General features: G+C 69.2%; 16 protein-coding genes and 1 pseudogene. 14 read left to right on the forward strand and 3 right to left on the reverse strand.

Translation table 11 applies throughout. The features are described 5' to 3' along the window. From ACTIDRAF_RS31280 to ACTIDRAF_RS35625, 4 genes are all read left to right on the forward strand, one after another. Nucleotides 1-1,240, forward strand: a 1,240-nt coding sequence (locus tag ACTIDRAF_RS31280) for an ATP-binding protein (protein ID WP_016701414.1), incomplete at its 5' end; no start/stop codon positions are given. After that, the gene (locus tag ACTIDRAF_RS32285; protein ID WP_016701415.1) at nucleotides 1,237-1,710 is read left to right on the forward strand and encodes a hypothetical protein; all 474 of its coding nucleotides are present in this window, start codon (nucleotides 1,237-1,239) and stop codon (nucleotides 1,708-1,710) included. The genes ACTIDRAF_RS31280 and ACTIDRAF_RS32285, both read left to right, overlap by 4 nt. Nucleotides 1,711-2,444: 734 nt before the next feature. After that, entirely contained in the window at nucleotides 2,445-4,646 is a 2,202-nt protein-coding gene (helR, locus tag ACTIDRAF_RS0225105; RefSeq protein ID WP_211215428.1) for an RNA polymerase recycling motor ATPase HelR, read from the forward strand. A gap of 235 nt (nucleotides 4,647-4,881) precedes the next feature. Continuing rightward, nucleotides 4,882-5,034: a lasso RiPP family leader peptide-containing protein gene (locus ACTIDRAF_RS35625; protein WP_155886172.1), complete on the forward strand. Its 153-nt coding sequence runs from the start codon at nucleotides 4,882-4,884 to the stop codon at nucleotides 5,032-5,034. Nucleotides 5,035-5,120: 86 nt separating this feature from the next. On the opposite strand, the gene ACTIDRAF_RS35195 is transcribed toward ACTIDRAF_RS35625, so the two are convergent. Then, entirely contained in the window at nucleotides 5,121-5,453 is a 333-nt protein-coding gene (locus tag ACTIDRAF_RS35195) for a hypothetical protein (RefSeq protein WP_245533633.1), read from the reverse strand. 99 nt (nucleotides 5,454-5,552) lie between these two features. Here ACTIDRAF_RS35195 and ACTIDRAF_RS35630 point away from each other — a divergent pair, with 99 nt between their 5' ends. From ACTIDRAF_RS35630 to ACTIDRAF_RS32290, 5 genes are all read left to right on the forward strand, one after another. Then, entirely contained in the window at nucleotides 5,553-6,287 is a 735-nt protein-coding gene (locus ACTIDRAF_RS35630; RefSeq protein ID WP_425359136.1) for an asparagine synthase-related protein, read from the forward strand. A gap of 186 nt (nucleotides 6,288-6,473) precedes the next feature. After that, nucleotides 6,474-6,890, forward strand: a complete 417-nt coding sequence (locus ACTIDRAF_RS33215) for an asparagine synthase-related protein (RefSeq protein ID WP_245533634.1) — start codon at nucleotides 6,474-6,476, stop codon at nucleotides 6,888-6,890. Then, nucleotides 6,877-7,149, forward strand: a complete 273-nt coding sequence (locus tag ACTIDRAF_RS35635) for a PqqD family peptide modification chaperone (protein ID WP_081715507.1) — start codon at nucleotides 6,877-6,879, stop codon at nucleotides 7,147-7,149. Before ACTIDRAF_RS33215 ends, ACTIDRAF_RS35635 begins: the two co-directional genes overlap by 14 nt. Before the next feature lie 71 nt (nucleotides 7,150-7,220). Next, nucleotides 7,221-7,565: a lasso peptide biosynthesis B2 protein gene (locus ACTIDRAF_RS35640; protein WP_211215429.1), complete on the forward strand. Its 345-nt coding sequence runs from the start codon at nucleotides 7,221-7,223 to the stop codon at nucleotides 7,563-7,565. Between the two features lie 15 nt (nucleotides 7,566-7,580). Next, the gene (locus tag ACTIDRAF_RS32290) at nucleotides 7,581-8,699 is read left to right on the forward strand and encodes a protein-L-isoaspartate O-methyltransferase family protein (protein WP_157163271.1); all 1,119 of its coding nucleotides are present in this window, start codon (nucleotides 7,581-7,583) and stop codon (nucleotides 8,697-8,699) included. A gap of 63 nt (nucleotides 8,700-8,762) precedes the next feature. Here the strand turns inward: ACTIDRAF_RS32290 and ACTIDRAF_RS0225120 are convergent, their stop codons facing one another. Both ACTIDRAF_RS0225120 and ACTIDRAF_RS0225125 read right to left on the reverse strand, forming a co-directional pair. Continuing rightward, a complete protein-coding gene (locus ACTIDRAF_RS0225120; protein ID WP_245533635.1) occupies nucleotides 8,763-9,341 on the reverse strand; it encodes a hypothetical protein in 579 nt (192 codons plus the stop codon). Nucleotides 9,342-9,346: 5 nt separating this feature from the next. Beyond that, nucleotides 9,347-9,538, reverse strand: coding sequence for a hypothetical protein (locus ACTIDRAF_RS0225125; protein ID WP_016701420.1), 192 nt, complete (start codon nucleotides 9,536-9,538; stop codon nucleotides 9,347-9,349). A gap of 75 nt (nucleotides 9,539-9,613) precedes the next feature. Here ACTIDRAF_RS0225125 and ACTIDRAF_RS0225130 point away from each other — a divergent pair, with 75 nt between their 5' ends. The 5 genes and pseudogenes from ACTIDRAF_RS0225130 to ACTIDRAF_RS33230 form a co-directional block, all read left to right on the forward strand. Further along, nucleotides 9,614-9,859, forward strand: coding sequence for a Scr1 family TA system antitoxin-like transcriptional regulator (locus tag ACTIDRAF_RS0225130; protein ID WP_245533636.1), 246 nt, complete (start codon nucleotides 9,614-9,616; stop codon nucleotides 9,857-9,859). 12 nt (nucleotides 9,860-9,871) lie between these two features. Then, complete coding sequence (locus ACTIDRAF_RS0225135; RefSeq protein ID WP_035291585.1) at nucleotides 9,872-10,072, forward strand: DUF397 domain-containing protein; 201 nt, start codon at nucleotides 9,872-9,874, stop codon at nucleotides 10,070-10,072. A gap of 176 nt (nucleotides 10,073-10,248) precedes the next feature. Continuing rightward, entirely contained in the window at nucleotides 10,249-10,788 is a 540-nt protein-coding gene (locus ACTIDRAF_RS0225140; protein WP_016701423.1) for a cysteine hydrolase family protein, read from the forward strand. 448 nt (nucleotides 10,789-11,236) lie between these two features. After that, on the forward strand, nucleotides 11,237-11,434 hold the full coding sequence (locus ACTIDRAF_RS0225145) for a DUF397 domain-containing protein (protein WP_016701424.1): 198 nt from the start codon (nucleotides 11,237-11,239) through the stop codon (nucleotides 11,432-11,434). Between the two features lie 247 nt (nucleotides 11,435-11,681). Further along, nucleotides 11,682-11,786: pseudogene (locus ACTIDRAF_RS33230) on the forward strand (MerR family DNA-binding transcriptional regulator); the annotation flags it as partial. Nucleotides 11,787-11,793: the final 7 nt, after the last annotated feature.

Raw genomic sequence — 11,793 nt, forward strand, 5'->3', positions numbered from 1 at the left:
GCGGGTCGCGGAGCGGACCGCCGAGGCCCGCCGGCAGGCGCGGGCGCTGCTGGAATCGGTGCCCACGCCCCCGGCGACCGAGGAGCCCTTCGCCCTCCCGGCCCTGCCCGCCCTCACCGCCGCGACGAACCGCTGGTTCGACGCCCCGACCGAGCTGCCCGCGCTGGCCGACCACCTCCTCGCCCGCCGGCCCGAGCTGGCCGCCGCGATGGCCGAAGTCCGCGAGCAGGCCGCCGCCCACCTCGACGAACGCGAGGAACGCTGGGCACCCGTCGCCCTCGAACTGTCCCGCTGGCTGGACGCCAACAAACGCGCGGAACCCCACAGGGAGGTGGTGCGCGCCGCCGACCAGGCCGTGAAGTGGCTGGAGAGGAACGAGACCACGATCCGGGACGAGCGGGTCGCCGAGCTGTCGGGCGAGATCCAGGAGGTCTGGGCGAGCCTCCGGCAGGAGAGCAACGTCAGCCTGGGCAACCTGACCCTGGAGGGCCGGCACACCCGCCGCACCGTTCGGTTCACCGCAGGCGTGGACGGTGAGGAGGGCTCCGCGCTCGGCCTGACGAGCCAGGGCGAGTCCCACGCCCTCAGCCTCTCGCTGTTCCTCCCCCGCGCCACCGCGCCGTCCAGCCCGTTCCGGTTCGTCGTGCTCGACGACCCGATCCAGGCCTTCGACCTGTCCAAGATCGACGGGTTCGTGCGGGTGCTGGAGCGGATCGCCCAGGACCGCCAGGTGGTGGTCTTCACCCACGACGACCGCCTCCCCCAGGCCGTGCGGACCCTGGGAGTGGAGGCCCGCGTCATCGAGGTCACCCGGGGCATGAACTCGGCGGTCAAGGTGCGGCCTTGCCCGAGCCCGGCGTTCCGGCACGTCGAGGACGCCCGGGCGTTGGTGAAGGACCCGGCCCTGCCCGTCGAGGCGCTCCACCTCGCACTGCCGGGGATCTGCCGGTTGGCGGTGGAGTCGGCCGCCAAGGACCTCCACGACCGCCACCAGTCCAGGCAGGGCATGTCCCGCGAGGAGCGGGAACGGCGTTGGGAGGAAGCCAGGTTGACCCGGGAACGGGTGACGCTGGCTCTCGGCGGGCAGGACGAACTCAACGACTGGTGCGGTCGTTCCCCCTCGCGGAACCAGACACTGGCCCTCTGCAACGGACAGGTGCACAAGGGCCTCTCCCTCGGCCCGGAGGCCGCGGTCAAGGGTCTGGAGGAGTTCGTGGCGGCCCTGGGGAAGCTGGCGTGAGCGACACGGAGGACGTGCCCGCCGGGAGGGCACTCGGGCTGGCGCGGGCTCTCGCGGCGGATCGGTTCGGACTCGGGCCCGGCGTCGCGCTGCGGGGCTCCGCGTTCCTCGGCCGCTACGCGCTGGAACAGGTCCTGAACCAGCTCTGGGTGCGGGCCGACCTGCCCCTGCGCACTGACGGGAGACCCACGACGCGGTCGAGGCTCCTCGTGCTCGGCGAGCTCCACCCCGAGATCGCCACGCCGATGAGCCGGGCGTGGCAGGGGCTCTCCCGCGCCTGCCACCTGCACGCCTACGAGCTGACGCCGACCGTCGGGGAGATCCGGTACCTGCTCGGCCTCGTCGAGGAGGTGCTGGTCTCCACGCGGATGCCCTCGGCTCACGACAAGCCCGGTCGCGAGGTGCCCGGAACCGGAGAGGCCGTCCCGCGCGTGGCCGTGGCCGCGCGGCGGGGGGAGCGGACCGCCTGAGGCCGAGCCGCGCCGGCACCGGCGGTCCGAGGACCCGACGTCCGGCCCGCGATCTCGGCACGCTCGCCCACACCTCGACGTCGGTCAGATTCGTTGGTGCGCGTTCCCCGTCGTCGCCACGCACGCCGCTGACCTGCTGCCGAGCCAGACACGTGCGCCGGGGGCCGCCCAGCCGCCGCGCGGTGCGCGCGCACGGGCGGCGCGAGCGACAGCGCGGATGTGGGCGGGGCAGCACGACCTCAGGGCGCCCGAACGGTCGTGCCAGGCGGACCAGGGAGAACGAGCGCGAACGCGACGAAGCGGCGGGCGGAGTCACCACGAGGAATGGACGCGGGCGGCGCGAACACACCAGCTGCACACCGGGAACACGGCTCCGCTCCCCGCCAAGTTCAACATATAGCGCACCCGGGGTCTTGCGGCAAGACCCCGGTGATGCTCCAGAATCGCCCGGCCGAAGCCAGCAGCCGTGGACACTGGCGGGGAGGCGTGGCCGTGCCGCCGTCGACGGACGGACGCACGGCGACGCCGAACCCCGAGTGCCACCCACCGCGAGCGGACGGCACGACGAGGCGGATCCGTGGCCGCGACCAGACGCGTCACCTCGGGAAACGCCTCCTCGTGGCCCCGAGGGTGGGATCGGCGCGGGGCGAACGGGCAGGGGGAACCGGCGGCTCCTCCGGGCACGCGAGGAAACCGCCGAGGCTCACACCATCTCCAGGCACTGTGAGGGGAACGTGTCAGTTCAGGGGTACGAGGACGAACTGCGATCAGAGCGGGCGTACGTGGCGGGGCTGTACGCGCGGCTCGACGAGGAACGGGAACGGGCGACCGCCGAACACCAGGCGGCGTTGGCCGGCGACGGGGGATCGCCGATGGAGCGTGACGTGCGGGTGCGCGCCGCCGGCCGGGAGATCCGGCGGTTGGCGGTGGCCGACGGCGGGCTGTGCTTCGGCCGGTTGGACGCCGTGACCGGCGAGCGCACCTACATCGGGCGCATCGGGATCCTCGACAGGGACGACGACTACACGCCGCTGCTGCTGGACTGGCGGGCACCCGCGTCCCGCGCGTTCTACGTGGCCACCGCCGCGAACCCGGAGAACATGCGCCGGCGCCGGCAGTTCCACTCGCGCGGACGCCACCTGGTCGGCTTCACCGACGAGGTGCTCGGCCGACCGGGTGGGGACGAACGGGGGGACGCGGCACTGCTCGCCGCCGTGAACGCCCCGCGCGGCGAGGGCATGCGCGACATCGTGGCGACCATCCAGGCCGAGCAGGACGAGATCATCCGGCTGGACCACCCCGGGGTCCTGGTGATCGAGGGCGGCCCGGGAACCGGGAAGACCGTGGTGGCCCTGCACCGCGTCGCGTACCTCCTCTACACGCGACGGGACCGGATGGAACGCCACGGCGTGCTCGTCGTGGGCCCCAACCCGGCGTTCCTGAACCACATCAGCCGGGTGCTGCCGTCGCTGGGCGAGTCGAACGTGGTGTTCACGACTCCCGGCGGCCTCGTGCCCGGTCTCCGGGTGGCCGCCGAGGACACTCCTGAGGTCGCGCGGCTGAAGGGTTCACTCCGGATCCTGGACGTGTTGGCGGCCGCGGTCGCCGATCGGCAACGGCTTCCCGAGCGGCCGCTGCCGATCGAGCTGGAGGACGTCACGGTGCGGATCGACGCCGAGACGGCGGAGTGGGCCCGCCAGGAGGCGCGGGCCAGCGGCCTCCCGCACAACGAGGCCCGCGCGGTGTTCGTGGAGATCGTCACCTACGTGCTCACCGAACGGGCGATCGCCCGGATCGGGAAGGGCTGGCTGACCAGGGACGACAAGGAGGCGTGGGAGGACATGCGGGCGGACCTGCTCACCGAACTCGCCGAGCACGCGGGTTTCACCACCGCCGTCGACGAACTGTGGCCGGTGTTGACCCCGGAGACCCTGCTCGCGCCGCTGTACACGTCGCCGGAACGGCTGCGGGCGGCCGGCGCGGACCCGGCGCTGCTGCGCTCCGACGGGGAGGCGTGGACGGTGTCGGACGTGCCGCTCCTCGACGAACTGGTCGACCTGCTGGGCCGGGACCCGGCGGCGGCGCGGGCCGAGCGGGCGGCGGACCGGGAGCAGCGGGCGGAGGCCGAGTACGCGGCCGGCGTGTTGGAGATCCTCCAGACCGAACGCCACGACCTGATGGACGACGAGGACCACCTGCTCGCCCAGGACCTCCTGTACGCGGAGGACCTGGCGGACCGCTTCGTCGAGGGCGACACCCGGGATGTCGCCGAGCGGGCGGCGGCCGACCGGAACTGGACCTACCGGCACGTCGTGGTCGACGAGGCCCAGGAACTGTCCGAGATGGACTGGCGGGTGTTGATGCGTCGCTGCCCCAGCAGGTCGTTCACCGTGGTCGGTGACCTGGCGCAACGCCGGTCGGCGGCCGGGGCGACCTCGTGGGAGGCGGTGTTGGAGCCGTACGTGCCGGGCCGGTGGGCGTACCGGCCGCTGGCGGTGAACTACCGGACCCCGGCCGAGATCATGTCCGTCGCGGCGGCGCTGCTCGCCGAGTTCGCCCCCGGGGTCCAGCCACCGGAGTCGGTGCGCGCCTGCGGTGTCCGCCCCTGGTCCAGGCGGGTCTCCGAGGCCGAGTTGCCGGCAGCGGTCGAGGAGTTCGTCCGGGACGAGGCGGGCCGGGAGGGCACGAGTGTGGTGATCGGGCCGCCGGGCGTTCCCGGCGCGGTGCCCGCGTCGGAGACGAAGGGGCTGGAGTTCGACGCCGTCCTGATCGTGGAGCCGGGGCGGATCCTCGCCGACGGCCCGCGTGGAGCGGCGGAACTGTACGTCGCGCTCACCCGCGCCACCCAGCGCCTCGGCGTGCTGCACCAGGGCCCGCTGCCCACCGTGCTCGGTGACCTCGTGGAGGTCGAGGCCCACACCCCGGCCAGGGGGTGAGCCCACGCGCCACCGGGGTGGGTCGGCGCGTTGGGCTCCTGGGCGCCAGATGCTCCAGACCGGATGCCACTGGGCGTACCAGCTACACGGACCGGCGGAGGAGGAACCAGAGGCAGGGGCGATCCCTCAAAGAACCAGGCAGACTACTGTCACAGTACGCGTATAGTAGATTACTATGAGTATTGCGCGGGGTCGCGCCACGTCGGGACATGTTCGATCGTGACAGGGGCTGCTGATGACCAACGATGAATCGTCCGATACCGCTGGTCTGGAGCCGTACGAGCCACCAGAGTTGACGGTGGTTGGTGATTTCGGGTGTGTAACAAGGGGTAACTACAGCAGGCCACACTCAGACGACGGTGATGCTGGTGGCTACTGGTCGCCATGACCGCGACGAGGGAACGAGTTAGTGCAGGTCGGGTTCGTTGGTGGTGCGCGTTGCCCGACTTGGATCACTGCGAACCAGTCGCACGATCACTGTTGGCCGAAGCCGGCCCTGCGGCGGCACACGCTTCTGGTCGACCGTGGTTGATGGTGAACCACAGGAATGGAGACGATCTCCGCACGGTTTTCTTCGGCGCGATACGTGTGGCGGTAATCGGCAGCTGCCTGGTTGATTCGGCGCAGCTGCGAAAGAATGTTGAACGTTCGGCCCGACGGGGTGACTTCGATGCGTTGACATCCATGCGTGGCAGCTACCACCTCGTCATCAGCGGTCCCGACGGGATGGTGGTATTTGGTGACGTGACGGGTTTCCGAAGGGTTTACACCTGCCACATCAACAAGGCCACCGTGGTTTCCAACCACGCGGACGTGCTACGCCGCCTGATCGATGCGCCAGTGTCACGGACCTGGCTTGCCGCGCGGTTAACCTCCCCAGATATGCCCAGCCCGATACGAGAGTTAATGACCCCGTTCAACGGAGTTCATGCGCTGGCACCGGGACACCGACTCTCGCTCGGCCGGAACGTCGCCCGCACTGGCCGGTACTGGGTACCGCCCGCAGCGACCAATCCCTGCGCTCAAGGCGCTCCGATCCTGGCAGATGAACTTCGTACCGCGGTCGCCGGCCGCATGCGCGCCTCAGCCAGCCCGACAAGTGTCCAACTGTCTGGGGGCATGGACTCCACCACACTCAGCTGCCTGGCAGGAGAAGCCCTTAGCGATCGATCGAGGCTGCTGCTGGTGACGTCAGCGTCGTCGTCACCAGCGAACGACGACTTGATGTGGGCACTTCGCGTTGGCAAGCACCTCGCCCCAGCCAAGCACGTGGTACTGGATGCCCAGCGAACTCCACTGTTCTTCGACGACCTACCGACAGCGATAGGCGGAATGGACGAACCACCACCGTTCGCAGCCGCATCGGCGCGGGTCCGCCACCTCGCCGAGCTGCTCGCCGATCGAGGCGTGCGCTTACATCTCAACGGGCAGGGCGGTGACGAAGTCCTACTTCCGCCGTTAGCGTACCTCCGACACACACTGCGCAGGCGCCCTCGGCTCGGGTGGCGGCATTTGCGTGGCCATGCGGCGCTCCGGGACTTCTCCCTAACCCAACTGTTGCGGGCAGTAGTGTCCCTCCCCTCCTACCCACGCTGGTTGTGGCGGGCAGCCCGCTCCCTCAGGACCGAGGCTGGTGCGTAATACGACGCGGTCGGATGGGAGGCACAACCTCTGCTACCTCAGTGGGCGAGCGGTGACGCCGAACGACTCGTCCGTTCCGCCATACTCGATATCGCACCAGCTCCGCTCGCAGAGCACAGCACTCATGCCACCCTGGTACGGATACGGTCCACTGCCTACCGCTCCTCCTTGTACCGGGACGCGCTAATGGCGCATGGTGTGCCCGCTGAGTTCCCGTACTTTGACCGATCGGTGGTGGAAGCGGCTCTGTCGGTCGTCCCATGGGATCGCGTCGATCCCTGGCAACCCAAGCCCTTGCTACGAACTGCGGTCGCCGACACCGTGCCAGCGCCACTGCTCGCACGACGCACCAAGGCACACTACAACGACGACATCTACCGTGGTTGGTCCACCAATCAGCATCGTGCGATCGAGCTGTTCGACCAGTCGCTGCTGGCTGAGTTGGGCCTGGTCAACGAGGACGTTCTCCGCGGCTGCCTGCGATCCTTCAGACCGTCAGGTCTGGCGCCTGGGTTCCTGTCCGACACCATCGCCTGCGAGGTCTGGCTCCGCAGCCTGGCTCCACCGTTCGCTCGACAGGAGGTCAACCATGAGCACATCTAAAACTAAGGTGCGTTTGGCTCGACGCGTCACGAGCACGCCCGTCGGCGACGGGCTGACATTGTTGGATGAACGACGCGGTGTGGTTTACCACTTGAACGAGACTGGAGCGATAGCCCTGTCAGCGCTCCTGAGGGATGGGCACGAGTCGGCTGTGACCGCGCTCTGCACACGTTATGCCACTACGGCCGCAGTAGTTCAGCATGACGTCACTCGGCTTCTTGACACGCTTCTCGCACGTCGTCTGGTGGTTAATCTGTGAGTGCCCCAGTCGCGTTGTACCCACCGCACCGACTATCGGTGGGTGAACGCTGGTGCGGGCGGGTGGCTGTCGTGGCAGCCGCCCTGCTGCTGACAGCCACGCAGGCCCGCCCACACCGCATCCGTCGTGTTCTCGGCGTGCTCCGCCGCAGCACGCGCGAAGCAGATCTCTCCCATGCCCAACGGGCCTTTGAGATCGTTACGACGGTCAGCCCACGTTGCGCCGGTGGGCACCACTGTCTGCACCGCTCCCTGGCCGTCCTCCTGGCGTGCCGACTACGTGGCCTGCGGGTCACCTGGCGAGTCGGGTTCCGCTCCCCACCACCACAAGCTCACGCATGGGTCGAAGTGAACGGCGAGCCCCTGTGTGAGCCGGTGGATCCACGCAGGATCTACACGCCGTCGATCACCGTCTGAGAGGACACCGTGTCCGTGCCCAAGACACTCCAGACCAGGCTTGTCGAGTTCGCCGCTTCGCTGCGTAACGCCGGTGCCATCCGATCAGCCGACGTCGAGCACGCGTTCTCCACCGTGGCGAGGCATCGCTGCGTCCGCGAGTTCCGCCATGGACCGACGCGAATCCGCGTGTCCCAGCACGAACTCCCCAGCGACGAGGTTCTTGACCTCATCTACTCGCACAGGTCGCTGTTGACCAGTACCGGGCAGGATGGTGACCCGCCGTCGTCGTCCTCGGCACCGACCCTGATGGCTCGGATGCTCGACGCTCTCGACCTCCGTCCGGGCATGCGCGTGCTGGAGATTGGGGCAGGCACCGGCTACAACGCCGCGTTGATCAGCGCCATAACGGGTGGTCCCGTGGTCACTGTCGAGGCAGGGGAGGCGACAGCCCAGAGTGCTGCCGAGTCGATCCGCCGACTCGATCTCGAGCACCGGGTCAGAGTCGTTCACGGTGACGGCTACCTCGGCGCACCATCCGAGCCGCCGTTCGACCGTGTCGTCGTCACCTGCGGGGTGGCTGGGGTCTCTCCGCACTGGCTGGACCAGCTCATACCTGGTGGCATGATCCTCGCACCTGTCGCGCACGGCGGCGTGCACCCAGTCCTGGCGGTCCGCAGCGGCGGCGACGTGGTGAGCGCCAAGGTACTCCTGTGGGCAGACTTCATGCCGGCTGCCGGCCCCCTGCGACCGGCCGACTTGGTCAGCCACGACCCAGCCGACTACCTCCCGTCCGCCCCGGCCACCCGGATTGCTGATGCCAGCCCCGCTCGGGGGAACGCCGACTACCACGACCTGTGGGTCTTCCTCGCGGCTCACGATCCGAGGATCACCCGCGCGTACATGGCCGACGACTCCGTCAACACCGCCGCGGGTGCCTGCGCACTGCGCACACCCCGTGGGACCGCCTGGGTACAGGACGACGGCAGCATCACGTTCACGGGTGAGTCGCGGGTTCCGGAGGAACTTCGTACCCTCGTTCGAGCCTGGGTGAGCTCGGGCCGGCCAGCGCTCACACGGTTCACCGCCACCTTGTCGCTCACCATGAGCAAGCAACCCCTCTGGGTGCCATGCAAGTGGATGGTGTCCTCGTGACGTTCCACGAGCGGGCCTCAAGCTGATCATGTCGAGCCACGGGCACTGGGGCGGGACAGCCCGTCACTGGCTGGATGGGACGGCGGAGGTGGCGTCCCCGCCGGGCGTGCCGGCCGGGTGGGAGCCGATGCGGGCCCAGTCGGCGTGCTTGAAACTGACCCGACCCGCGTAGCTGACGTCCAGCTCGACCTCGGGTTCCCAGGACCACAACCGCACCCGCGCCCACCAGGGAACCCGCCGGCGGCGGCGTTTCAGCGTGGTCGGTGGAGGAACGAAGTCCCGCACCCGCCACCGCCGGGCCAGGTCCCGCATCTCGGCGATCGTGTGAGTGGTGAGGTCGTCGAACTCGGCGTAGTGCCGCACCACCGCACCGCAGAGCACCGTCCGTCGGTGGTCGAAGGTACCCACCAGGTAGCGCAGGCCGGGGGCGACGAGGGGACCGTGACCGGTATCGAGGTCGACGTGACCGTAGAGGCGGCCCACGATCGGGGTGCGCACCGCGCACCGGGTGATCCACGCCCCGGTGATCCCATCACGGGCGGCCGCGTCCTTGTCCGCTGCGGTTGGGTGGGCGGGAACCGTGCTGGTGGGCCTGGCCCCCGACGAGGCCAGCGGACGGCCGGGATCAGACGTGTCGTTCACCATGGTCACGTCCCGCTCAGCACGGGGTCGGGCAACAACTGGGACGCGAGGAGGAACCCCTCACCGGCCTGGGCCTCGGCGGTGTGCCGACACCGCAGCGGCCCCCGTGCCAGCTCGGGAACACCGGTGGGACCAGGACTGGGGTCACGGGGCAGCAGGTAGTACAGGCGGCCGGCCGTGCTGACCTCCGAACGCATGGCGTCGGTGCCCAGGGCGGCCAGGACGACCTGGCCCCGGAACCCCCAGGCCCGCAGGGCCTGGGGGCCGAACGCGTGCGGCTCCAGATCCTATCGCGAGCAGCAGGTGCTTACACCCCGCTTGGCACGTCCTCCATGCTGCTGGACGTGGGGGAACCTGTGACCACTTTTGCCTACACCGAGACGTTCGTCAGTGGCCAGTGGTACGACGGGCCGCCCTACTTGGAGAAGTTCGCGGCAGCGTTCGAGCGGGTCGTCGCCCAATCGTTGGCCGAGGACGAAAGCCGTGCCCTACTTCAGGAAAGCTACGAAGAGATCTAGGAGATGAGCTCGATGGAACGTTCCTTGCAGGACATCACCAACTGGCGGAAGTCGAGTCGGAGCAGCAACGGCGCCAACGACTGCGTTGAAGTTGGGGCCACGTCTGCCGTGGTGGCTGTGCGGGACACCAAGAACCGCGCCGGGGGCACCCTCGTCGTCAGCCGCGAGGCCTTCAGCAGCTTCCTCATGTCGATCAAAGCAGAGCGCCTCTGACACCCACCGGCCCGCCGGCCAACCACCCACCGGGCCGGCGGGCACCCCGCCCAGCCGTCAACGCGAGCCTTACCCGAGACGGCCACGGACGAGCTTGGTCACCGTGCTAGGCCAAACAGGGGCGCCGGCGTACCACGTCGATTCATAGCCGCCCCTCGGGGAGGGGAGGAGCTGCCATGACTGACGTACTTCTTGTCATCGACATGCAAAACGGGTTCATCAGTCCGAAGTCCGAGCCGGTGATCGACCGCGTAGTACGCCTAGTGCGGCGGTGGGACGCCGCACGTCGGCCCATTGTGTTCACGCGTTTCCGCAACGTTCCGGGCAGCCAGTACGAGCGCCTCATCGGCTGGACCCGACTTCAAGGCAGTCCCGAAACCGATATCGTTCCGGAACTGGTCCCCTACGACGCCCGACACCACGTCATCGACAAGACCTACTACTCGACCTTCACCGAGGAGTTCACGGCGCTCGCATCCGCGCGGGGCTGGACGCGCTTCACCATTGCCGGTATCGCCACCGAGAGCTGTGTGATGAAGACCGCCGCCGACGCCTGGGAGCTGGGGCACACCCCGGTGGTCGTCCACGACGCCTGCTACTCCCATGCCGGTGAGGAGGCGCACCAGGCAGGGCTGCTGGTGCTCCGGCGCTTCGTCGGCCGCCGGCAGATCAGGAGCATCGACGAGGTCTGCGCGGCACTTCCCACTCCCGCGTGACACTCGCCCACGGTCTCCGCGCGTGACCGGTACGTCCGGACCTTCAGCGGCCACTCCCGGCCCAGCGACGCCGCGAGCGAAGCGGGACCTTCTACTCACTAGAGGATGACCTCACTCGGCGCACTCGGCGCCGCTTGTCGCCGGACAGGGGCGGCACCAGCGTTCGACCGCAGGTGCGGGTCCTTCCTGGCCCCACCCGGCCAACCACCCACCGGGCCGGCGGGCGCCCCGCCGGGCTCTCAACGCGAGCCTTACCCGAGACGGCTACGGAGGAGCTTGGTCACCGTGCTAGGCCATACAGGGGCGGCGGCGTACCGAGTCGACTGAAAGCCAACCCTCCGACGGACAGGCAAGCTGGGTACCTGTCCCTACTTGCCGAACCGGGAGCCCACGCGGGTCGCACCACACCTCCCGGCCGACATGGTTCCCCTCTCCGAGGACGTGGCACATGAACGCTGACATGACCCTGACCAACTGGCGGAAGTCGAGTCGGAGCAGCAACGGTTCCGACGACTGTGTCGAGGTGGGTTCCACGTCGACCGTGGTGGCTGTGCGGGACACGAAGAACCGTGCTGGCGGGACGCTGCTCTTTGACCGCGAGGTGTTCGCCGCCTTCGTCGGCTCCCTGAATCGGGACGGCGTCTGAGCTGGCTGCCCGCTCGGCCCGCCGCCCCGGTCCACGTTGTGCGCGTGGATCCGTTCGACGAGTTCCCTATACCCGGTACGGAACCCACGCCGTGGCTGATGTTGACCGAGAGCACCGGGTGGGGGCGGTGGACACGTTCGCTCCTCGCGGTGCGGGCAGCCCCCGACGGTAACCTTGGGAATTCCATTGATATCCGGGCGAGGAACTACCCCGTTCGCGGAAGTCGAAGTCTCACGAGGAGGACCCCGTGCGTCCTGTCGACCTCGCTCGGGAGCACGGGCTGTCCACCCAGGCGATCCGCAACTACGAGGACGCCGGTGTCCTCCCGCCGGCCGAACGCAGCGGGAGCGGCTAACGCC

Source organism: Actinoalloteichus spitiensis RMV-1378 (assembly GCF_000239155.1).
Lineage (GTDB): Bacteria > Actinomycetota > Actinomycetes > Mycobacteriales > Pseudonocardiaceae > Actinoalloteichus_B > Actinoalloteichus_B spitiensis.